This is a genomic window from Burkholderia sp. 22PA0099 (assembly GCF_047497165.1).
In the GTDB taxonomy this organism is placed as follows: Bacteria; Pseudomonadota; Gammaproteobacteria; order Burkholderiales; family Burkholderiaceae; genus Burkholderia.
On record NZ_CP163164.1, the window covers coordinates 2,418,342 to 2,439,166 of the forward strand.

The following is a 20,825-nucleotide window of genomic DNA, read 5'->3' on the forward strand; positions in this document are numbered from 1 at the left end:
GCCCGCCGAATTTCGCCGGCCAGGCATAGCGGCTGGCTTGACTGCTTCGATCTTGAACTTATTCGTGTATCGCTTGCTGTTCATGCTGGCCGCTTCAAGCCATGGTTTATGGCAACCGTGGACACGCCAGGGTTCATGGCGCCGTCACGGCGAAGGTACCCAGCCCGCGTTGTTGTTCCATGAGGCGAACACCTTCGCACGCGTATTCAATCCGCTTAGGTCGGCACTTGTCGTCGCGTATGTCCCGGTGCGTCCGTTCGTGGGCAGCGCGTTGCCCGACGCATCGAGGCTGCCCATCTCGCGCCACCCTGCCACGGCAGTGGGGGACGCGGGGTTGGGCGCCGGGTTCGTGTACCAGCCGGCCGTCGCGACGTGCGTGCCGATCTGCGTACCCACGTAGGCCACGTCGTCGCAGCCGAGGTTCGCGTTCCCGAAGCTGCCGCTGCCTGTGTACGCGGTGGTGCAGTAGGTCGGCGAGCTCAGGCCGCCCGAGCGCGCCAGATAGGTGGCGCCGGCTGGCACCGCTGCATCGGCAGTCAGCGTGCCGTTGAGCACGACGAAACCCGGGAAGCCGTAGGCCGCGCGCGACTGGAATACATAGCCGCCGGAGGTGGGCGTGACAGGATCGGCGACCGTGTGCAATTCGCTCTGCTCGAACAGGGCTGCGTAGGGGGAGCCCCAGATGAAATCGACGTCGCCGGCGATCAGCGACTGATAGAACCACGCCCAGCCCTTGAGCTGCAGCGTGTCCTGCGCGCTCAGGAAGGTCATCTGCGTTGCCATGAGACGGCTGCCGTTCAGCGTCGCGCTGTTGTAATAGATCGCCTCGGCCTGATTGTTGTCGACAGCGCTTTTCACGTGCGAATTCTGCAGCGTGAAGTTCGTCAGCTTCAACAGGTCGGCGCCTTCCACGAGCAGCACCGAGCGGCCTCCGCCGAGGCTGCGCCGCGTGCCGCTTCCCTCCGTCGTCAGCGTGGTTTGCGGGGCCGTCTTGCTGCCGCCGGTGGACGGGTTGTAGGACTCGTAGTTGTCGTCGTAGACGACCACGCCCGTGCGGCTTTGGCCCGCGATGGTCAGGTTGTTCACGTTGCGCAGGAACAGTTGCTCGTGGTAGCTGCCGTTCTCGATCGTGATGGTTTTGGCGTCATTCGCGTTGATACACGTTACGCAGCCATTTTGCATGATCCAGTCGAGCGCGCCCTGGACGCTTCGGAAGTCACTCGTGCCGCTGACGCCGACCGTCACGGCAGTAGGGGAGCTCGGCGCGGGTCTGGTCTGGAACGACCACGCGGTCGGGGTGCCGATGCCGCCGAAGGCTTGGCCGGCGATCTTGCCGTTCAGCACGCCGTTGTCGATGCTCACGGAATAGCGCGTGCCGTAGGCGAGCACACCGTCGTGCAGGCGCACCGTCGCGGTGTTGCCCGAGATCGTGACCGGCGTGTAGTAGACATAGCGCCATTGCGTGAGCGAGCCCACGTTGTTGCCGAGCTTGTCGACTTCGGTGTTGGCGGCCGGCATGTAGGTCTGGCTTTCGCCGCCGGCGGTGACTGGCGCGCCGCTGATGTCGATGATGTCGACCAGGCTGCCATCCGAAACGCGCGTCACCTTGATCTGTCCCGCGGCGCCGAGCGTCGGAGGGGCGTCGAACGTGATCGACAGGCGCGTGTCCGCATAGGCGGCGGTCTCGCCGTTGGCCGGAACGAACGAGGCTGTCGCCGTGGCGGCCGCGGAGCCGGACCCGACGGCGGGCGTGGTGCCGATGGCCGAGGTCGGCGCGGAATCCGTGCCGCCGCATGCTGTCGCCGCGGCTGTCAGTGCGATGCCCGCGCACAGTTGCCAGCAGCGTTTGTGTGTCGACAAGAATTGCGTCATGGATCTCTGCTCCCGTCTGCGGGCCGCGGCCCGGTTTATTGTTCGTCATGCCAACTAACTGGGCCCAATAAGCGCTGCCTCGATCCATGCGCTCCAGCGGTTTTTCATCGCTTATGTGTTGCGACGTCATACAACATGGAGTGAAATTGGAGTGGCGCGACATAGCCGCTTCGAGCTCTTCCGTTCCGCTCCTCTTGATTGCGAGCGATTCACTCGGAATACACGCCGAAAGTAAAACGATGGGGTGAAAAAGGTGCGAGTGCAGGTGCGCTATGCGCGGATGTGGACATGTCGCCCGTCGTGAGTTTTGCAAGAGGGAGGGCGCGATGTATCACCCGTCTTCTGAAAAACATCTGACAACGGAAATCGTATAAGTCGCGAAGTCGAGGCAACAAGCTCGGGCTTTCCCTAGCCGTAGATCAGCTCAAAAACCCTGGCCATGGCGATTTTTTACGGATGATGTCCGTTCTCCTACCGTCCGGGCGCGTAGTACGGGACAGCATTTTAATATCGGACATCAGATCACATACCTTTCCAAAACATTTCAATAAAAAGTTGATCGAATGGGTATATACCCGTAAGTCATAGTGAATGGAGGGGCCGGGGATCGGATATTGGAAAACCCCGTGCCATGCCGGATTCGATTAACGAAACGATTTTCCGCTTTTGTCGCTCGTCCGATCTTGGGTGAAACGAAATCGCGGACTCAAGCATCCGTGCGACCTTTCACTTTTTCGTTGTCCGTTATAGGATGACTGACCAAAAAAATCGATTCATCGACACACCAACCCGGCATCGTCGACGCACGATGACCAGACAGGAGACACCTTCATGAGAGCTTCTTCACGGACGCGTGGGGCACGCTTGCTGTGCCTGCTCGCAGCCTCGATCGCGACGGCCGCCACGCTGAGCGCGTGCGGCGGCGATTCGGACGCACCCACCTCCATCGGCACCGGCAGCCCGTCCACTGCCAATGCCGTGTTCCAGGTTGGGACAACGACGTCCGACGCGAACTTGCCGGCAGAGCCGAGCCTGCCCGCCGATGCTCAGGTGTGCAGCACGCTCGAAGCCAGCAATACGCTCGTGAGCCGCCCGGATGGCTCCCTGCCGCCCGAGGCCGATCCCTCCCTGGCAGGCGTGGGCAAGGCGGTGTCGCCGACCACGGCCAACCCCGACCAGGCGCGGATTCAGGCGGCGCTCGACGCCTGCGGGGCCGCGGTCGATGCGGAAGTGGGGGCGACCATCGCGGCGGCGGACGCCTCGGCCACTGCCGCGCAGAAGGCCGCGGCCATTGCGAATGTCAACATCGCGGGGGCATCCGGCGAGGCGTTGGCCAAGCCCGCATACCACGCCAGCAAATTCGCCGTGCGCCTGGTGGTCAACAGCAGCGGCGGCGGCAACAGCTTCATCAGCGGCCCGCTGACGCTGCCTTCGGGCGTGACGCTGTGGATAGACAAAGGCGTCACGCTGTATGCCTCGCGTGACGTGAAGGCCTATGCGCCCGCACTCGCCGGCCCGTACTGCGCCAATACCGCCGTCAGCGCCACGAAGAGCGGGAGCTCGTCGAACTGCCTGGCGCTCATCACAGGCACCAACCTGGTCAACTCGGCGGTCGTCGGCGATGGTCGCATCGACGGCCGCGGCTACGCGGAAATCGTCACCTCGGATGCGAAATATCCGCTGATGAAGGTGGACCTTACCTGCTCGAATACCTATGCCGCGTACAAAACCGGCACCGTGGCGCCCGACGGTACGCCTTGCGACGACGGCGGCACGATGGTGGATTCGAAATCGTCGGTGCGCAACATGAGCTGGTGGGATCTGGCGTACCTCGGCAACATGGTGCAGAACGGCACCACCGGTACGGCTTCGCAGTCGAATTTCCGGCTGATGGTGTTCAACTACGCGAAGAACCTGACGCTGTATCGCATCACGCTCAACAACAGCCCGAACTTCCACGTGGTGCCGAGCGGTGTCGACGGCTTGACGATCTGGGGCGTGAAGGTGCAAACCCCGACGCTGGCCGCGTTCGCGAATCCTGCAGGAAATGGCAATCCCCTTTACACGGGCCAGACCTTCGGGGAGGACAACGTCAAGAACACCGACGCATTCGATCCGGGCTCGGCCTCGAAGGCCACCTCGGTCGCCCTCTCGACGGGTAGCACGACGAACTCCGCCGCCGGCGCGATCTCGTTCGACGGCTACCTGAAGAATTTCGTGTTTGCCTATAACTACGTGAGCACCGGCGACGACGACATTGCGCTCAAGGGCAGCAACAACCCGTCGCCAGCCGGTTCGGGCCTGTTTGGCGTGGATGGCAACCGCAACGTCCGCGCGGACCGTAAATGGGGCATCGTGATCGCTCACAACCACATCTACTGGGGACACGGCATTTCCATCGGCAGCGAGACGAACGCAGGCGTGACGAACGTGCAGGTCTACGACAACGCCTTCTGGGACTCGGAAGAGGGGCTGCGCATCAAGTCCGACTACGCACGCGGCGGCGAGGTAAGCAATATCAACTACGCGAACATTTGTATCCGGGACGCGACCAACGCGCTGCTCTTTACGCCGTACTACAGCACGAAGGCGCTGCCGGCGGGCGGTCCGCTGTATCCGAATTTCCACGACATCTCGATCTCGAATGTGGTGATCACCGGGTCGGCCGGTGTCAAGCTGCAAGGCTTCGAGGCGAATACGGGCGGTTTCGGCGAGCCGGCCTTCCCGCTTGTGATGAAGCTCACCAACGTGGTAGCGGACTCGCCGGACAACATCTCGGTGATCTCGTCGGACGCCAACCTCACACTGCAGAACGTGAACCTGCCGATCTTCGCCTCGACCGCGAACCGCGTCACGGTGAATGGCGTTGCCAACCACGCGCTGACCAGCAGCGGCGTGCTGGATTGCAGTAAGGCGTTCGTCGACTTCCCTGGCATCGATCAGTCGAATCCGTTCGGCACGACCTGGGCACCTTCGTTGTAATCGAGCGCGCGAGACGGAGCGTATCCGGCTCGCGCGCTGATCGACGGTCCGCACCCGGATGTTGCCAAGGCGCGCGCTGGCCGCCTTTGGTGACGGCGCGATCTCAACGGCAACTGAAGCTCGCTGCCGAATTCACGTCGCCCGAACCGTTGTAGCGTGCAACCTGGGGATACGGGCATAGCGGCCGCGTGCGGCCGGCCCCCCACGAGGTCGGCACGTCCGCGTTCGGCACGGCGTTCGTCGCATCGCGCGCGGCGGCCGCGATCGCGGCCGGCGGCTGCCCCTGCTCGACCCACGCGACAAGCGGCGTCAGCATGTCGAACTGATCGGTCGCCGGCCCGCCCGAACAGTGGTTCATCCCCGGCACCGGATAGAAGCGGGCGAAATCCGACGCGTCGCCGCCGTTCGCCTGCGCGACCTTCACGTACCAATCGCGCGTGTCGTCGAACGAGAACACCGGGTCGCCCGAGCCGTGATAGGCGATCAGCTTCGCGCCGCGCGACTTCAGCGCGGAGAGGTTGGTCTCGTCGGGCGGCGTCATGAACGACCAGGCGGATTGCGTGTACACGCCGTTCGTCGCGAAGATTGCCGGCGCGTCGTTGTCCATGTCGAAGCCGAGCGCGAAACCGGGCAGGTTCGCGAGCGTCGCGGCGGTTTTCGGCGGCGTCATGAACGTGAACGCCATCGCGGCCGGATCCAGGCTGACGGAATTCGACTGCTTCCATGCGGCCCAGCCGCTGCCGGCCACGCCCGGATCGTACGGAAAGCTCGCGTACAGCGCCGTGCCCGCGCTGTTGCGCGCACCGGCGAACACGTTCTCCAATGCGGTTTTCTGCGCAGGCGTCAGGCAGGCGCCCGTGCGCGTGCCGTTCGCGCAGGTGGGGATATCGGCATCGATGCCGAAGTGCGCCTGGCAGGCGGCGACGTCCTGCACCATGCCGTCGGCCGCGCCGTCGAGCGCATCGCATTTCTCGAGGATCTTCGCGCCGACGAACTGCCGCTCCGCGTCGGTGAGGCCGCTGCGGATGTCCGGCAACCCGTTCGTGCCGGTCGCCGACGCGATCTTCGCGAACTGCTGCGCACCGTACATCTCGCCGATCGCGGCCTTCGGCAAATGGAAGCCCGGATCGCCGACGATGATCCCGTCGTAGTCGGCCGGGTTGCGCACGGCCGTGACCATCGCGTGACGGCCGCCATTCGAGCAGCCGTCGAAGTAGCTGCGGTCGGGCGCCTTGCCGTACGCGAGCCGGATCACCTGCTTGGCCATCGGCGTCAGCGCGTCGACGGCGCCGTAGCCGTAGTCGATCCGCGCCTGCGGATCGATGCCGAACAGCGGATTCTGCGCGGCGCTGTGCCCGGAATCCGAGCTGATCACCGCGAAGCCCATGTTCAGCGCGTCGTTCAGCGGGCCGCCGCCGCCGATCTCGCCGGTGGCGGTCACCACGTTGCCGTCGAGCCCGCCGTTCGCCTGGTAGAAGAAGCGGCCGTTCCAGGCTTTCGGCAGGCGCATCTCGAAGCCGATCGCATAGGTGTTGCCGTCCACCGCGCTCACGCGCTCGTTCATCTTTCCCTCGATCACGCAGTGTTCGGCGATCGGCTGGCCGGCCACCGTCAGCGCGCCGGCGGCCGCGGTCGTCACCGACGTGAACGACGTGCTCGCATACGCGAGCTTCGCGGCGAGCGCGTCGCAGGTCTGCGCCATCGCGGCCGGCGTGGCCGCGCTCAGGTGAGTGGGCGCGGAACTGACCGAATCGTCGCCGCCGCAACCGGCGAGCACGATTGCGGAAATCGGCGCAATGAAGAGGAATGCAGAATGTCTGTTCAAGATAACCTCCGTTCGTCGATCTGCCGGGTCAGAACATGTGCTTGATACCGACCATCGCACCGAGCTGGCCCATTCCCTCGCCGGGCGTCGTGCCGGCCCCGCCGCCGCTGACCGCGTAGCGCGCATGCGCGCTGTTCCACAGGTAGGAGGATTGCGCGTAGACCGAGGTCCGCTTCGTCAGCAGGTAGGTTGCGCGCAGCGTTGCCATCGTCGCGCGCGTGTCGTGTGCGCTGTTGACGATCCGGTAGCCTTCGCCGTCGACGATGAAATCGGGCTTCATCGCATACGACGCGCCGACGAAGAACAGGTCGGAACGCGCGCCGGCCACGGCCGGCGAACCGCTCGACACGCGCCGGCCGATCCAGCCCGCGCCGATCCGCGCGCCCGCCGCCTGCGCGTATGCGCTCACGTGCACGCGCGCGTCCTTGCCCGCGCTGCTCGTGAAGGCGGCCGGCGCGACGCCGTCGAAGAAGTTCGCGGCCGCACCCACGCCGCCGCGCTGCTCCTCGTAGGAGGCGGCGGCGCCGAAATACGCGCTGTCGTACTTGAGCATCGCCGACCATTCGCGGCATTCGACCGCATTGCCCGGCACCTGCCCGGCGCACGTACCTTGCCCCGGCGAGTTGCCGGTGCCCGCGCCGTCGCGGCCGAACGAATACGCGGCGCCGAGCGTGACGCCGCGATAGGCGCCGATGTAGGTGACCGCGTTGTCGGCGCGGCCGTTCGGCACGTACGCATCGAGCGAGCCGAGCCCGTAGATGTCGGGGCCGATGATGTCCGCACCCTGCAGCGCGAGATAGGTCATCGTGTACTGGCGGCCGAACGCGAGCGTGCCGAAGCCGCCCTTCAGCCCGACGAAGGCCTGCCGGCCGAACAGCCGCCCGCCCTGGCCGAGATCGCCGCCACGCACGTTGAAGCCGCTTTCGAGCGTGAAGACGGCCTGATACCCGCCGCCGAGCTCTTCGACGCCGCGCAGCCCCCAGCGCGACGGCAGTTCGCCCGTCACGGCCGGCATGCGCACCACGTGATCGCCGGCCGCGTTCGCATGCGTCACGAACTCGACGCCCGTATCGATGATCCCGTACAGCGTCACGCTCGACTGCGCGCGCGCGCCCGGCGCGACGAGCGCACAGCATGCGCCGGCGGCCAGCAGGCCATTCCTGGTGTTCTTCTTCATGTCGTTGTGTCTCCAGACCTCAGGTGATTGCACGCTCTGACGGCGCGCATTGAAAAACCGGGAAATGTCAGTCGCGCGCACGCGGACGGCGGATCAGCAGCAGCGCGGCGCCGGCCGCGACGAGCGTGACGGGGATGCTCGCGCCGATCACGACCGGTGCGCTGCGGCCGGCGGCCAGCAGCGTCGCGGCGGCGAGCGGCCCGACGACCGAGCCGAGCCGGCCTACGGCCACCGCCGCGCCGACGCCCGTGCCGCGCATCGCGGTGGGGTAGTAGATCGCCGCGAGCGCATACAGCACCGATTGGCCGCCGATCACGAACATGCCGGCCGCGAACGCGGCCGCCGCCAGCGATGCGAAGCCGGGCGCCGCCGCCAGGGCGGCGAGCGACAGCACGATTCCGACGTACATGCCGCCGACCACGTGCGACGCGCGCATCCTGTCGAGCGCCGCGCCGATGCCGAGCGCACCGAGCCCGCCGCCCACGTTGAACGCGATCTGCACGATTCCGACGTGCTCGCGGTCGAGCCCGCGCGCGGCCATCAGCGACGGCAGCCAGTTCAGCAGGAAATACAGGACGATCAGCGTGCAGAAGTAGCTGATCCACAATGCGAGCGTCGATACCGTGCGGCCGTCGCCGAACAGCGTTCGAGCGATGCCGGCACGCGCGGCCGGCGTGTCGGCGACGTCGAGATACGCGCGCGATTCCGGCAGCCGCAACGCCAGCAACGGCAGCAGGAGCAGGGGCCCCGCGCCGCCGACGTAGAAGATGTGCCGCCACTCGGCGTCGCCCGCCAGCAGCACGCCGATCAGCGACGCGATCACGCCGCCGAACGGGATTCCGCAATACATCGCGGCCACCGCGGCGCTGCGCGCGCGGGGCGCGACCGCTTCCGACGACAGCGCGATCAGGTTCGGCATTGCACCGCCGAGGCCGATGCCGGTCAGCACGCGCACCGCGACGAGCATCGCGAAACTCGATACCTGCGCGGTGGCGATCGACAGCAGCCCGAACAGCGCAACCGATGCGATCAGCACGCGCTTGCGCCCGATCCGGTCGGCGAGCCACCCGCCGAGCATCGCGCCCGGCAGCAGCCCGAAGGTGCCCGCGCTGAACGCAATGCCCATCTGCGAGACGGTCAGCCCGAATTCGCGCGCCATGCGTGGCGCGGCAACGCCGACCGACTGCAGGTCGAGCCCTTCGAGCAGCGCGATCGCGAAACACAGCGCGAGTGTGGTCGCAACGGTCTGCCTTTCGGCAACGTAGGTGTTCATCGTGTCTCCAATCCTTGTTGTCTTGTCCTTGTTGTCTTGTCGTCGGCGAGCCTCGCCGGGCCGCTTGTCGTGCGCGTCGAGCGCCTGCCCCGGGGCGGGCCGGCGCTCGATTGGCTGCCCTTTTTATCAGGCAGCCTGATTCACTGATCGTAAAAAATCCCGCCGATCGCCTCCGGCAGGTTGCCGCGGGTACCGCCAACCGCGTGCCTACGCGTAGATCACGTCGGGATCGCTGCGCGCCGGGTCGTACAACGCGTCGATCGTCGCCGCGCGATGCTGCTGCACGGCGGCCTGATTCAGCGAGCCCTTGTCGGTCACTTCGCCGAGATCGAGCGACGGCGGCGTGTCCATCAACCGGATGCGCGCGACGAACGTCGATCCGCCGCTCGCGTGCCGGTTCAGCGCCGCGAGCCAGGTCCGGAATGCGGCGCGCACGGCTGGCGCGCGCAGCACGTCGGCCGCGGCCGCATCGGCGCCGAGCGACGCGAGCGCGCGGCAGGCGTCCAGGCGCGGAAACACGAGCAGGCCGATGTCGTCGCGGTTGATGCCCGTCACGACGACGTCCTGCACGTACGGGGCGCCGCTCGACACCGCGTTCGCGCGCAACGGCCCGACGCTGACGAACGTGCCGCTGCCGAGCTTGAAATCCTCCGTCAGCCGCCCGTCGAATTGCAGCCCGAATTCCGGCCGTCCCGGATCGGCGAACACCGCCGCGTCGCCGCTGCGGTAATAGCCTTCGTCGTCGAACACATCGCGCGGATCGACGTCCGCGTGCCAGTAGCCGCGCATCACGTTCGGCCCCTTGAAGCGCAGCTCGAGCTTGCCGCCGGACGGCGCGAGCTTCACGTCGCAACCGGGCGCGGGCAGGCCGATATAGCCGGAGCGCATCAGCGGCCCCGTCGTAAACAGGCACGACGGCGACGTTTCGGTCATGCCGAGCCCGGCCATGATCCGGATCCGCTCGCCGCAATGCGTGCCGGTCACACGGTCGAGCCGGTCCCAGGCCGCCTGCGACAGCCCCGCACCGCCGAAGAAGTACAGTTTCACGCGCGAGAAGAACGTGTCGCGCAGCACGGCATCGCGCTCGAGTGCGGCAGTCAGTTCTTCCCAGCCTTTCGGCACGTTGAAGTAGATCGTCGGCGCGATCTCGCGCAGGTTGCGCACCGTTTCGTCGAAGCGGCCGGGCACCGGGCGCCCGTCGTCGATATACAGCGTGCCGCCGTTATAGAGCGCGATGCCGAGGTTGTGACTGCCGCCGAACGTGTGATTCCATGGCAGCCAGTCGACCAGCACCGGCGGCTCGCGCGTCAGCTCGGGCATCGTCTGGCGCAGCATCTGCTGGTTGCTGCACAGCATCCGGTGCGTGGTCGGCACGGCCTTCGGCCGCTTGGTCGACCCCGACGTGAACAGAATCTTCGCAAGATGGTCGGGGCCGATCGCCGCATGGCGCGCGTCTATCGTGCGCGGTTCGGTAGCCAGCAGACGCGACAGCGGCACGGCGTGGTCCGTCGCGTCGGCATCGCGCCCGACGATCAGCGTCGCGTCGGCCGGCCGCGCCGCGTCGAGTGCGCGGGCGAACGCCGCGCGGTCGGCGACGAACACCGCGCCCGGCCGCAGCACGTCGAGCGTGTGGCGCAGCTTGCCGTAGTCGGTGGACACCAGCGAGTAGGCGGGAGAGATCGGCGCGTACGGCACGCCGGCCAGCATCGCCGCGAACATCAGCTGCAGGTGTTCGAGATCGTTGCCGGACAGCACCGCGAGCGGACGCTCGACCGACAGGCCGAGATCGACGAGGCCCTGCCCGAGCGCGCGTGCGCGTTCGAGCATCTGCGCGTACGTGATCTCGATCCAGCGGCCGCCGTCGTCGCGTCGCGCGGCCAGCACGCGGTCGGGGTAGGCCTGCGCGCCGTTGACCAGGCAGTCGGTCAGCCGCTCCGGGTAGGCGCCGAGCGGTTCGCGCGCACGCAGGTGCCAGGTGCCGTCCTCGGAGCGGTGCATGTCGGCGGCGCCTTCGGCCACCGCCGCCGCGCGGTAGCGCACATCGGCCGCGCCGCGCGCGGCGTCGTGAGGAGCTTGGGATACGTTCATCGTCGCGTCGCTCATATCGGATAGTGACGCGGCGTGGTCTGCACGGTGATCCAGCGCAGCTCGGTGAACTCGGCGATCGACGCGCGGCTGCCGAAGCGGCCATAGCCGCTCGCCTTCGTGCCGCCGAACGGCATCTGCGCTTCGTCGTGCACGGTCGGGCCGTTGATGTGGCAGATCCCCGACTCGATCCGTCGCGCCACCGCCATGGCGCGTGCGACGTCTCGGCTGAACACGCTCGCGGACAGCCCGAACTCGCTGTCGTTCGCAAGCTCGACCGCTGCGTCATCGCTGTCCGCGCGCAGGATCGCGACGACCGGCGCGAACGACTCCTCGCGGTACAGACGCATCTCGGGCGTCACGCCGTCGACGATCGCGGGCTGCATCGTCGCGCCTTCGACGCGACAGCCTAGCGGCAGCCGCGCGCCGTGTGCACGCGCGTCCTCGACCAGCGCCGCTGCGCGCTCGGCCGCCGACGCATCGACCATCGTGCCGAGCGGATGGCCTGCCCGCGGATCGCCCGCGACCAGCAGGCGCGCCTTCGCGGCAAGCCGCTCGACGAGCGCATCGGCGATCGGCCGCGCGGCGATCACGCGCTCGGTCGACATGCAGATCTGCCCTTGGTTGAAAAACGCGCCGAACGCGATCGCATCGACCGCCGCGTCGAGATCGGCATCGTCCAGCACGAGGACGGGCGCCTTGCCTCCCAGCTCGAGCAGCACCGGCTTCAGGTGCGCGGCGGCGTGGCGCGCGATGATGCGCCCGACGTGGGTCGATCCGGTGAAATTGATGCGCTTCACGTGCGGATGCGCGATCAGCCGCTCGACGAGCGCCGGCGCGTCGGCCGCCGCATGCGTGATCACGTTGACGACGCCCGCGCCGAGTCCCGCCTCGTCGAGCACCGCGCCGATCAGCGCATGCACGCCGGGGCACGCTTCGGACGCCTTCAGCACGACCGTGTTGCCGCAGGCGAGCGGCATCGCCAATGCGCGCGTCCCGAGGATCACCGGCGCGTTCCACGGCGCGATGCCGAGCACCACGCCGCACGGCGCGCGCATCGCGAGCGCCAGATTGCCGGGCACGTCGGACGGGATCACGTCGCCGGCGATTTGCGTGGTCATCGACGCAGCCTCGCGCAGCATGTTCGCCGCGAGCGTGACGTTGAAGCCGATCCAGCCCGGCGTCGCGCCCGTTTCGGCAACGCCGGCCGCGACGAAGGCGTCGATGCGCGCGTCCATCAGGTCGGCGGCCTTCAGCAGCAACCGGCGGCGCGCTGTCGGCGCGAGCGCCGCCCATGCGGGAAAGGCACGATGCGCGGCGTCGACTGCCGCGTCGGCGTCGGCCAGGCCGGCCGCCGGGGCGCGCGATGCGAGCGCGCCCGTCGCGGGATCGAGCCGGTCGAAGGTGCGGCCGTCGCGTGCGGCGCACCGCTCGCCGGCGATCAGCATGTATCTGTCGGTCATGTCGTCTCCTGCCCTGTCTCTTCCGGTCGGGTCAGCGCTTGTACGCTTGCAGGCCGGGCTTGATCGTCTTGTCGTCGAGGAACTGCCTGAGCCCCTGTTCGCGCCCCTGTTCCGGATCGCGCAGTTGCGCCTGGTCCAGCTTCGCGTACAGATAATCTTCGCATTGCTCCCACGTCAGCTCGCGCGAACGCTTGAAGCCGTGCTTGGCCGCGCGCAGCACGACCGGATTCTTGTCCATCAGCCGCGCGGCGAGCGCGATCGTCGCGTCGCGCAGCCCGGCGAGCGGCACGCTGCTGTTCACGAGCCCCATGTCGGCCGCCTCCACGCCGGTGAACGTGTCGCCGGTCATGATGTAATGCAGCGCGCGGCGGTGCCCGACCGTGTCGGCCATCGCCTTGCTGACAAGATTGCCGGGCGGGATGCCCCAGTTGATCTCCGACAGCCCGAACACGGCTTCGTCGGCGGCAATCGCGAGATCGCACGCGACGAGCGGCGAGAAGCCGCCGCCGAAACACCAGCCGTTCACCATCGCAATGGTGGGCTTGCCGTACATGCGCAGGCGGCGCCATTGCCATTCCGACGCGTCGCGCCGCACCTTTTCCTGCAGCGCTTCCGGGCCGCCATCGATCTCGCGGAAGTATTCCTTCAGGTCCATGCCGGCCGTCCAGGCGGCACCGGCTCCGGTGAGAACGAGCACTTTCGCCTCGTCGTCGAACTCGACCGCGTCGAGTACCTGCAGCATCTCCTGATTGAGCGTCGGGCTCATTGCATTGCGCTTTTCCGGGCGGTTCAGCGTGACCCACGCGATGCCGGCCTCCACCTTCACTTCGACGGTCTGCCAGCGCTTGTCGTACTTGCTCATGTGTTTTCCTGGTTTGCGTTGCTGTGCGATTCGGCACGCAGCATTCCTGCTGCGGACGGCTTCATTTAATATCAGGCTACCTGATATATCAAGCGGTATTCGCGGCGGTGTAAACCCGTATCGGGATGTCATGGAGAAGGCGGGCGCGAACAGGCGCCCGGCAGTTGCGATGAAGGGGAGAGGGGCTGCCGTTGCCGGCGGGAAGGTCAGCCGCGCAGGTTGCGCGCGAAGATTTCCAGCACGCGTTGCACGTGCACGGCGTCGTCGGCGCAGAAATCGCCGAGCATGGTCGTTTCGAGCGGGCGCAGCACGGTTTCGCATTCGCGCAGCATGGCCGCGCCTGCGTCGGTCAGCGTCAGCAGGATCACGCGGCCGTGCGACGGATCGGCCTCGCGCGTGACGAAGCCGCGGCGCGCCATCACGCTCATCACCTCATTTGCCGATTGCGGCGTGATGAACGAGCGCTCCGCAAGCTGTGCGTTCGACGATGCGCCACGTGCTTCGAGCACGGATAGCGCCGTGTATTGTGCAAGCGTGATGCCGAGCGGCGCGAGCGCGTCGGTCATGTGGCGGCGCAGCAGCCGGTCGAGAGCGCCGATCGCGTAGGTCAGGCGCTGCGGGATACGCGCCTTCGGCTTGTCGCCGGCTGCTGCCTGAGTGGCGGTCTTCGCGGTGCGCTTCGGGTTCGCAGGTTTGGTCGAGGTGGAGCTCATGGGGCGGGCAGGGTGGGGTTGCGAGCCATCTTACCAGCAGGGATTGCCCGGGCTCGCGGCGCAGATTCGCCATCGATGACGCGTCGAGCGCGGTTCGCTGGCCGGCGCCGGCGCCCTGAGCCGCACGACCTGAGCGCTATCAACATGTCGCGATGGGCGGCGGCGGACGCCGCGACACTCAGATCGCCACCTGCTCGCGCAAGTACGCGACCAGCGTCTCTCGCATGGGGTGCTCGACGAACGGGGTGCGTCGCAGGACAGCATGTAACGAACCGGTCCAATTGATTGGATGCATAGACGCTCGCTGATTAACGCGAAATCGATGTCAGTGCGACCTGAGCCGCATCATGGAGACAACCGGCAAGGGCCGGCGCCGCGTTAATTGTTGCCTGCGAGAGCGCGCAGCGCGCCGAGGCCGATCCCCAGATCATGCAAGCGCAATGGGATGCAAAAAAATGAAGAGCAAGAGGCGCGAGCATCTGGTCTCTGCCTCTCCGATCTTTACGATCCGATACGTCTGGATGTTTGAGAAAGGTCGTGACTTTCAGTTTTTTTGCGAATGCTAGAGTGCGATGAGTGCCCAGAAGAACATGGGGCAAAAAGTCGGGACTTTTTTTGGACGGCGAGAACGGCACATGAATCAACGGCAGATCGAGGCGTTCCGGTTGGTGATGCTGCGCGGCTCGATGACGGTTGCCGCCGACGAGATGGGCACCTCGCAGCCGAGCGTGAGCCGGCTGATCGCGGAGCTGGAGGCGGCCACCGGGCTCGCGCTGTTCGTGCGGCAGGGCGGGCGGATCCGCGCGACCGATGCGGGCACGGCGTTCTATCACGAGGTCGAGCGCAGCTTCGTCGGGCTGGAGAAGCTGGTGCAGGCCGCCCGCGAGATCAACCAGCTCGGCAGCGGGCGGTTGCGGCTGGTGGCGGCGCCGATCATGGCGCTGTCGTTCCTGCCGGGCGTGATCGAGGATTTCCTGGCCGAGCACCCGCGCGTGGCGGTGTCGCTCGAAATGCGCAGCGAAAGCACGATCCAGCGCTGGGCCTCGTCGTCGAACTGCGATATCGGTTTCTCCACCACCCTGCCCGACGTGGTCGGCGTGACCAGCACCGACCTGTACCGGCTGCCCGGCCTGTGTGCGCTGCCGGCGGGGCACGCGCTGGCAGCGCGCAAGCGGATTGCCGCTGCCGATCTGCGCGGCGAGCGGCTGATCCTGCCGTCGTATGCCGACGACACGCGCGCGGCCGTCGATCGCGTGCTGCGCCGGGCGCGCGCCGACCAGGTGGCGGCGATCGAAACACCTTACGGCGCGACGATCTGCGCGCTGGTCGCGCGCGGGCTGGGCATCGGCATCGTCAACCCGCTGGCGGTGGAGGACACCAACCCGGCGCGCATCGTGTTCCGGCCGTTCTCGAAGGACATCGTGTTTCGCGGCTTCACGGTGTGCTCGCAGTGGCAGCAGGAGAAGCCGGTGGTGCGCGCGTTCCTGGCGATGGCGCACGCGCGCATGGAAAAGATCGTGCGGGGGCTGCGGTAGCGGCGCGGCGGGCGATCGAAGCGCCCGCGAAAACGTCTGACGAAATGCTGCGCATACCTATTCGAACCGGTGCGCCGCGCGTCGATAGGGATAGTCGGCCAACATATCCCTAAAAACAGCCAAGCTTTGTGCCGCCGGCGCCGCCCGATGCGATACTGCCGCTCATCACATTCGCATCGGGAACGGGGATGAATACGACGCAGAACATGGGCGTCTTTGTGCGGGTGGCCGAAACCGGCAGCTTCACGGCGGCCGCCACGATGTTGCGCACCTCCACCGGGCAGGTGTCGCGCGCCATCTCCGATCTGGAGCAGCACCTGAGCACGCGGCTTCTGCAACGCAATACGCGGCGCATGTCGCTGACCGAGGCCGGCGAGCGCTACCTGGTGCATTGCCGGAAGATCCTGGCCGACCTCGAATTCGCCGAGGCCGAGCTGCTGACCGGGCAGCGCGCGCCGATCCCGGACGGCCCGCTGCGGATTCACTCGATGACGAGCTTCGGCACGCATTACCTGGTGCCGCTGATCGCCGAGTTTTCGCGCAGCTTTCCGCGCGTGCGGATCGACCTGACGCTGGCCCAGCAGCCGGTGGATTCGCTCGACGAGATGCACGACTGCGCGTTCATCGTCTCGAACGTGCTGCCCGAGCCCGGCCCGGGCACCCAGCGGCTCGGCGAGATCGCCTGCATCGTGTGCGCCGCGCCGTCCTATCTGGATGAGCACGGCACGCCCGAGCGGCCCTCCGACCTGCGCGATCACGCGTGCCTGCAACTGCGCGCGCCGGGCATTCCGGCGATCGACTGGCGCTTCGACGGCCCCGACGGCGTCGAGCGCGTGCAGTTCGACCGCTATCCGTTCGTCATCAACGTGGCCGATTCGATGACGGTGGCGATCCGCGAGGGCATGGGCATCGGCCTGCTGCCGGCCTCGTTCGCGCTGAACGGCCTGCGCGACGGCACGCTGCGCCGCCTGCTGCCGGGCTACACGATGGCGTCGATGAGCGTGGATATCGCCAGCACGCCGCACCGGCTGCTCAATGCGCCGCTGAACGCGTGGCTCGATTTCCTGCCCGAGCGGCTCTCGGCGCGGCTGGCGCAGGATGCCGACGCGTTGCGCGGCGACACCGGCGGCCCGGAGGCCGTCGCGCGTGCCTGAGCGCCGCCGCGCGGCCGGACGTCGGCCGTCATGAGGCAACCCGCTTACGCGCAGCTTCCGGCCGGATTCGATCCGGACTACTACACAGCGAGCGCGGTGGCGATGCAAGTGGACGTGCGCGACAACGAGATCGAGCAGCCGTTCCACCGCCACCGGCGCGGCCAGCTCGTGATCGCGCGGCGCGGCTTCGTGACCTGCCTGGTCGAGCGCGGCGTGTGGGTCGTGCCGCATGGCTGCGGCGTGTGGATTCCGGGCGGCATGCCGCACAGCAACCGCGTGGCGGCCGACGGCGAGATCGCCTTGCTGTTCGTCGAGCCGGGCGCGGCGCGCATGCCGGATGCCTGCTGCACGTTCGCGATTCCGGCGCTGATCCGCGAGTTGATCGCCTATCTGGCGGCGCGTCCGCACGACTACGAGCCCGACAGCGCCACCGGCCGCGTGGCGGGCGTGCTGCTCGAACAGCTCGGCTCGATGCCGGTCGAGCACCTGCATGTGCCGATGCCGCCGAAGCGGCAGTTGCGCAAGATCGCCACCGCGCTGGTCAAGGACCCGGCCAACCGCGCGACGGTGGGCGAGTGGGCGCGGCAGGTGGCGCTCGGCGAGCGCACGCTCGCGCGGCTGGTGCTGGCCGAAACCGGCATGACGTTCGGCCGCTGGCGCCGCCAGCTGCATATCGTGACGGCGATTCAGAAGCTGTCGGCCGGCATGCCCGTGCAGCGCGTGGCGGCCGAGCTGGGCTATGAATCGGTCAATGCGTTCATCACGATGTTCAAGAATGCGTTGGGGCGTACGCCGGGGCATTATTTGCCGCGCAAGACGCGTGAGTGATGGGGCGCTTGACGGCGTGCTTGACGGTGCGATCTCGAACGCCGGGTTCGCGAACGATGGCATCGCGCCGTACCCTGTACCGCGCACCGCGCGATCCCCCGTGCGCACGATGCGCGCCGATGGCAGAATCGACCCGGTCGAAGCGCGCGTGGCCGTGGAAACGCTGCTCGAGTCCACGTTGCCGAGGCCGGGCGGTGCGACCCTCCGGTCCTGAACGCCGCCTCGTGCAAACCTCAGCGCAAGCCGCTTCGATTTCCCCAGCCCTTTGACGCCCGACACCGCCATGCCCTTCGATCCCGATCTCGTGACCGCCTTCGCGCCCACCGGCACCGTGCGCGCCTCCATCAACCTCGGCAACCCGATCCTTGCGAACCGCGATGCGGCGACCGGCGAACCGGTCGGCGTGTCCGTCGATCTGGCGCGCGCGTTCGCGGCGGAGCTGGGCGTGCCGCTCGAACTCGTGGTGTTCGATGCGGCTGGCAAATCGGTGGAGGCCGTGAGCGACGGGCGCGCCGATTTCGGCTTCTTCGCGGTTGATCCGAAGCGCGGCGAGACGATCGCGTTCACCGAGCCTTACGTGCTGATCGAAGGATGGTATCTGGTGCGCGACGCCTCGCCGATCCGCACCAACGCCGACGTCGATCGGGCGCAGCATCGCGTGGCCGTGGGGCAGGGCAGCGCCTACGACCTGTTCCTCACGCGCGAGCTGAAGGCCGCGCAGATCGTGCGTGCGCCCACCTCGCCGGCCGTGGTGCAGACCTTCCTCGATCGCGACCTGGAAGTGGCGGCCGGCGTGAAGCAGCAACTGGAAGCCGATGCGGCGCATCTGTCGGGCGTGCGTTTGCTCGACGAGCGCTTCATGGTGATCCGGCAGGCGATGGGCGTGGCGCGTGCACGCGGCGAGCGGGCGGCCGAGGCGTTGGGCCGCTTCGTGGAGGCGCACAAGCGCTCGGGTTTCGTCGAAGCGGCGCTGGCGCGTCACGGCATTCAGGGCGCGTCGGTTGCGCCGTTGGTGTAACGCCATGAGCGATTCGGCTTACGGCTTCGACGTGTTCGGCCGGCATGTCGCGATCGTCCGGCAGGACGGCGTGTGGCGTGCGTTCGATCTGGGCGCGGACGGCAAGCGGCGGCGCGCCGATTTCGAGGTCCCGGCGTTCATCGAGGCCGACGAACTGGCGCAGTATCTCGGCGACCTGTTCCACGAGAACGCCACGCCCGCGCGTGGCGAGGTGCGGCCGTTGCCGTCGGGCAGCGCTGTTTAGACGAGTAGCGAACCGCTGAACCGCTGAACCGCTGAACTGCCGAACTGCCGAACTGCCGAACTGCCGAACTGCCGAACTGCCGAACTGCCGAACTGCCGAACTGCCGAACTGCCAAGCGGCCAAGCGGCCAAGCCGAACCAAGCCAAGCCGCCAAGCCGAGTTATGCGGCGCCGACCGCACCACTGTCCTGAAAACGCTCGAACGCGCCGAGCAGCCGATCACGCAACGCAGCCAGCGCCGGTCCTCGGCGGTCACGCGGGCGCGGCAGATCCACCGTGAACGCATCCTCCACCCGTCCCGGATTGGCCGCCAGCAGCACCACGCGGTCGCCCAGATACAACGCCTCGTCGAGATCGTGCGTGACCAGTACCGCCGCCATGCCGTGCCGCTGCACGACGTCGAGCAGCAGCGTTTGCAGGCGCATGCGCGTGAGCACGTCCACGGCGCTGAACGGCTCGTCGAGCAGCAGCAGGTCCGGCTCGCCGAACAGCCCGCGCGCGATCGCCGCGCGCTGCGCCATGCCGCCCGACAACGCGGCCGGCAAGGCCGCCGCCGAACCGTCCAGCCCGACCTCCGCGAGCAGGCGCGCCACCTCGGGCGCCCGCCCGCCGTGGAGGCCGGCCGCGAAGCCGACGTTGTCGGCCACCGTCAGCCACGGCAGCAGCCGAGGCTCCTGGAAGATCACGCCGATTCGCGCCGACGGCCCGTCGAGCGGTGCGCCGTCGAGCCGCACGCTGCCGCGATAATCGCCGTCGAGGCCGGCCAGGATCCGCAGCAAGGTGCTTTTGCCGCAGCCGCTCGGGCCGACCACGCAGACGATCTCGCCGCGCGCCACCTGCAACGGCACGTCGGCCAGCACGGCGCGCGCGCCGTAATGCTTGCGCGCCACGCGCGCGTCGAGCAGCGGGGCGGCGCTCATCGCGCCTCCCGGCGCGGCGCGCCGTCGAAACTGTCGCGCCAGGCCAGCCAGCGTGTCTCGATGCGGCGCATCGCGCCGTCGGTCAGTTTGCCGAGCAGTGCGAGCAACAGGATCGCGCCGAACACCAGGTCCGGCCGACCGGTTTCGCGGCCGTCGCTGAGCAGGAAGCCCAGCCCGCGCGTGGCGGCGATCAGCTCGGCCGCCACCATGAACATCCACGCGAGGCTCAGGCCGGTGCGCAGCCCGGTGACGATCTGCGGCAGCGCGGCCGGCAGCAGGATTCGGCGGAACAGCGCGAACCCGCCGAGCCGATAGACCGCGCCGAGTTCGACCAGCTTGCGGTCCACGCCGCGAATGCCGGCCACCACCGCCAGATGCACGGGAAAGAACGCGCCGATCGCGATCAGCACGATCTTCGGCGCTTCGTCGATGCCGAGCCAGAGCAGCAGCACCGGCACCCAGGCCAAAGACGGGATCGACCGCAGCGCCTGGAAGCTCGGTTCGAGCAGCGCGTCGATGCGGCGGCTCAGGCCCATCGCCGCACCGATCGCGAGCGCCAGCGCCGAGCCGGCCGCGAAGCCGAGCGCGACGCGCAGGCTGCTCGCGCCCACGTGGCGCAGCACGCGCGCCAGGCCCATCTGCTCGAGCGAGGCGAGGATCTCGCTGGGCGCGGGCACCAAGTGATCGGGCAGCCAGCCGGCGCGCACCGCGAGTTCCACCAGCGCGAGCGCCGCGAACGGCAGCGCGATGCCGGCGAAGCGCCAGGCGCGCAGCGGATCGCGCCGGGCTGCCGGAGTGGTGGGAACAACAGCCTGTGCAGGTTCGGCCGGCGCGCGGGTCGCCAGCGTGTCGCGGCGAGCGGCGGTGTCGCGCAT

Annotated in this window: 16 protein-coding genes; 6 read left to right on the top strand and 10 right to left on the bottom strand. The window is 67.8% G+C overall.

The genetic code is table 11. From position 1 onward, the window contains the following. Nucleotides 1-144: 144 nt before the first annotated feature. A complete protein-coding gene (locus tag AB4851_RS10860; RefSeq protein WP_414447199.1) occupies nucleotides 145-1,872 on the bottom strand; it encodes a pectate lyase in 1,728 nt (575 codons plus the stop codon). 831 nt (nucleotides 1,873-2,703) lie between these two features. Here AB4851_RS10860 and AB4851_RS10865 point away from each other — a divergent pair. Next, nucleotides 2,704-4,854 (top strand): glycoside hydrolase family 28 protein, encoded by a 2,151-nt coding sequence (locus tag AB4851_RS10865; protein WP_414447200.1) that lies wholly within the window; start codon nucleotides 2,704-2,706, stop codon nucleotides 4,852-4,854. A 103-nt stretch (nucleotides 4,855-4,957) separates the two neighbouring features. Here the strand turns inward: AB4851_RS10865 and AB4851_RS10870 are convergent, their stop codons facing one another. From AB4851_RS10870 to AB4851_RS10900, 7 genes are all read right to left on the bottom strand, one after another. Further along, complete coding sequence (locus AB4851_RS10870) at nucleotides 4,958-6,679, bottom strand: tannase/feruloyl esterase family alpha/beta hydrolase (RefSeq protein ID WP_414447201.1); 1,722 nt, start codon at nucleotides 6,677-6,679, stop codon at nucleotides 4,958-4,960. Nucleotides 6,680-6,707: 28 nt separating this feature from the next. Then, nucleotides 6,708-7,856, bottom strand: coding sequence for a porin (locus AB4851_RS10875; protein ID WP_414447202.1), 1,149 nt, complete (start codon nucleotides 7,854-7,856; stop codon nucleotides 6,708-6,710). Nucleotides 7,857-7,923: 67 nt separating this feature from the next. Further along, nucleotides 7,924-9,129 carry a 3-(3-hydroxy-phenyl)propionate transporter MhpT gene (gene mhpT, locus AB4851_RS10880; RefSeq protein WP_414447203.1) on the bottom strand — a complete coding sequence of 402 codons (1,206 nt, stop codon included), beginning with the start codon at nucleotides 9,127-9,129 and terminating at the stop codon, nucleotides 7,924-7,926. 207 nt (nucleotides 9,130-9,336) lie between these two features. Next, complete coding sequence (locus AB4851_RS10885) at nucleotides 9,337-11,232, bottom strand: feruloyl-CoA synthase (RefSeq protein ID WP_414447204.1); 1,896 nt, start codon at nucleotides 11,230-11,232, stop codon at nucleotides 9,337-9,339. Continuing rightward, nucleotides 11,229-12,677 (bottom strand): aldehyde dehydrogenase, encoded by a 1,449-nt coding sequence (locus AB4851_RS10890; RefSeq protein ID WP_414447205.1) that lies wholly within the window; start codon nucleotides 12,675-12,677, stop codon nucleotides 11,229-11,231. Before AB4851_RS10890 ends, AB4851_RS10885 begins: the two co-directional genes overlap by 4 nt. Nucleotides 12,678-12,708: 31 nt before the next feature. Then, on the bottom strand, nucleotides 12,709-13,539 hold the full coding sequence (locus AB4851_RS10895; RefSeq protein WP_414447206.1) for a p-hydroxycinnamoyl CoA hydratase/lyase: 831 nt from the start codon (nucleotides 13,537-13,539) through the stop codon (nucleotides 12,709-12,711). A gap of 206 nt (nucleotides 13,540-13,745) precedes the next feature. Then, a complete protein-coding gene (locus AB4851_RS10900) occupies nucleotides 13,746-14,252 on the bottom strand; it encodes a MarR family winged helix-turn-helix transcriptional regulator (protein WP_414439635.1) in 507 nt (168 codons plus the stop codon). Nucleotides 14,253-14,887: 635 nt separating this feature from the next. On the opposite strand from AB4851_RS10900, the gene AB4851_RS10905 reads away from it, so the two are divergent. From AB4851_RS10905 to AB4851_RS10925, 5 genes are all read left to right on the top strand, one after another. After that, a complete protein-coding gene (locus AB4851_RS10905; RefSeq protein ID WP_414447207.1) occupies nucleotides 14,888-15,787 on the top strand; it encodes a LysR substrate-binding domain-containing protein in 900 nt (299 codons plus the stop codon). 188 nt (nucleotides 15,788-15,975) lie between these two features. Continuing rightward, nucleotides 15,976-16,941, top strand: coding sequence for a LysR substrate-binding domain-containing protein (locus tag AB4851_RS10910; RefSeq protein WP_414447208.1), 966 nt, complete (start codon nucleotides 15,976-15,978; stop codon nucleotides 16,939-16,941). A 30-nt stretch (nucleotides 16,942-16,971) separates the two neighbouring features. Beyond that, nucleotides 16,972-17,769, top strand: a complete 798-nt coding sequence (locus AB4851_RS10915) for an AraC family transcriptional regulator (protein ID WP_414447209.1) — start codon at nucleotides 16,972-16,974, stop codon at nucleotides 17,767-17,769. Nucleotides 17,770-18,052: 283 nt separating this feature from the next. Continuing rightward, entirely contained in the window at nucleotides 18,053-18,787 is a 735-nt protein-coding gene (locus tag AB4851_RS10920) for an ABC transporter substrate-binding protein (protein ID WP_414447210.1), read from the top strand. A gap of 4 nt (nucleotides 18,788-18,791) precedes the next feature. Beyond that, nucleotides 18,792-19,031 (top strand): hypothetical protein, encoded by a 240-nt coding sequence (locus tag AB4851_RS10925; protein WP_414447211.1) that lies wholly within the window; start codon nucleotides 18,792-18,794, stop codon nucleotides 19,029-19,031. Nucleotides 19,032-19,191: 160 nt separating this feature from the next. Here the strand turns inward: AB4851_RS10925 and AB4851_RS10930 are convergent, their stop codons facing one another. Continuing rightward, nucleotides 19,192-19,950 carry an ABC transporter ATP-binding protein gene (locus AB4851_RS10930; RefSeq protein WP_414447212.1) on the bottom strand — a complete coding sequence of 253 codons (759 nt, stop codon included), beginning with the start codon at nucleotides 19,948-19,950 and terminating at the stop codon, nucleotides 19,192-19,194. Beyond that, nucleotides 19,947-20,825 (bottom strand): ABC transporter permease, encoded by an 879-nt coding sequence (locus tag AB4851_RS10935; protein WP_414447213.1) that lies wholly within the window; start codon nucleotides 20,823-20,825, stop codon nucleotides 19,947-19,949. Before AB4851_RS10935 ends, AB4851_RS10930 begins: the two co-directional genes overlap by 4 nt.